This is a genomic window from Microvirga sp. P4_G7 (genome assembly GCF_056401005.1).
In genome coordinates, this window is sequence record NZ_JBFUKD010000632.1 from 1 (window position 1) to 2,140 (window position 2,140).

2 protein-coding genes are annotated in these 2,140 nt (G+C 54.4%); both read left to right on the forward strand.

What is annotated here, in order from left to right; translation table 11 throughout:
- Nucleotides 1–481 (forward strand): P-loop NTPase family protein (locus AC1DT3_RS18875; RefSeq protein WP_477466754.1); only part of this gene is annotated, 481 nt, incomplete at its 5' end.
- Nucleotides 482–857: 376 nt separating this feature from the next.
- A complete protein-coding gene (locus tag AC1DT3_RS18880) occupies nt 858–2,105 on the forward strand; it encodes a right-handed parallel beta-helix repeat-containing protein (protein ID WP_477466755.1) in 1,248 nt (415 codons plus the stop codon).
- The last annotated feature ends 35 nt before the right edge of the window (nt 2,106–2,140 follow it).

Here is a 2,140-nt window from a genome sequence, read left to right on the forward strand (position 1 = left end):
CAGTTTCGCCAACTTGAAGGATTGCCGAACGGTATTAGTCGACCTTGATCTTCGACGCCCCCAGGTCGGAGCCATTCTGGGCGTCGAAAAAATTCATTCGATGGGACGATTTCTCACCGGTGAGAGCTCCATTGAAGAGACATTCGTCCGCTGCGGGGACAATATCGCCATCGGTGCGAACTGGCACCCGGTCTCCTACGCTGCAGAGTTGCTCCAGAGCCCCGGCACGGCGCCGATCCTGGCAAACCTCAAGGAAGAACTGAAGCCGGACGTCACGATCTTTGACCTCCCGCCGATGCTGGTGAACGACGATGTTCTCGCGTTCTTGCCTAACGTCGATTGCGTGATCCTGGTCGCGGCCGCCGACGCAAGCACCGTTGGTGAGGTTGACGTCTGCGAGCGCACCCTAGCGGAAGAGTCCAATTTTCTGGGCGTAGTGCTGAACAAGTGCCAGTTCGGTCCGGAACGCTACGGGTACTAACGTTCAGCTGCAGCGTATTTGACGCCTCAGACTGCCTGAAGAATGCATTTTCCTATGTCTCTAGCGTGACCGTTGGATTGCCCAACCTTGGCCATTATGTTGCCGTTGTTTGAATTGCTGTAAAAATTATTGATTTGTGCCGCCAAGCTGGCCTGAAATGTCAAACAACTGTCCATTCATCACAAGACCTCTCTCAAAAACCCTGTGTAATTCGATCTAGCACCAATGAGGTAAGCCTTTCGTTGGTGTGCTCATCGATCGGCCGGGTCAGCAAGCTATGTTCGCGTACGTAGCGTTAGATTAACTATCTGTTCCTTTTTGAACTGCCCGGGCTCCCATTCACCTTAAGATGAATTTTGACAGGGCACATATTACCATGGCTGCAACCACTTCCGGTTTCCCGAATGCGTCGAATACTGGGGTTCCCGATGGAGTTGTTCTCAACGCATCGGGTGGAATTACCATCACCAAGGCTGGCACCGTTGTTCAAGGCCTGAACATTACAGGGCCGGTGAATATCCAAGCTTCGAATGTCACGTTGAAGAATTGTAAGATTACTGCCGCTACTTGGGCGGTCGTCAACATCAAGGACGGTGCGACTGGCGTTACCGTCCAGGATTGCGAAATCAACGGCGTCGGCTCGAACAACTCGGGCTCGCACGGCATCTACGGCCAGGGAACGTTCCTGCGTAACGATATCTACAACGTCGAGAATGGCATCACCCTGAACGGCGGAAATACGCTCATTCAGGACAACTATATTCATAACCTGAAGGCCTCCGGATCGCCGCACTACGACGGCATCCAGATCGACGGTGGCCAGTCCAACGTGACGATCAAGCACAACACGATCATCAACGACCACGGGCAAACCGCAGCCGTCATGATCGACAACTATTTCGGTCCGATCTCCAACATCACCGTGGACGGCAATTTCCTCTCCGGCGGTGGCTACCCGCTCTATTCCGACGGCCAGTTCGGCGGCGGCTCGATCTCGGGTGTCTCTTTCACGAACAACTACCTGGGCAAGGGTCAGTGGGGTTACTACTACGTCGAGGGCAACTCGCCGAAGATTTCCGGCAATGTCCAAGGCGCCGCAGGACAAGTTCCTGATAACGTCGGCGTTCCCAGTTCGGGTTCTCCCCAACCCACAACCGACGGAAGCGCCTCTGCCGTACTGAAAATCATTGCGGGCGACGACACCGGAAACGTGTTGCGCGGGACATCCGCAGACGAGAGGTTCTACGGCAAGGGCGGGAACGACAAGCTCAATGGTAAGGGCGGGAATGATATCCTCAGCGGCAACTCCGGCAAGGATGCGTTCATTTTCAACACCAAGCTGAGCAGCAGGACGAACGTTGATAAGATCGTCAACTTCAACACGAAAGACGACCATATCAGCCTCGAGAATGCGATCTTCACCAAGCTCAAGATGGGCGCTTTGTCCTCGAGCATGTTCCGTGTTGGGGAAAAAGCTCTCGATACCAACGATCACATTATCTACAACAACAAGACCGGCGCGCTCTACTACGACGCGGATGGAAACGGTGCACGCGCGGCCGTGAAGTTTGCAGTCGTCGACAACCACGCCAAGTTGAGCATTGCTGATTTCTTCGTGATCTAAGCGCAGAGATTCGACGGTCCCGGCGTCGCCGGGAC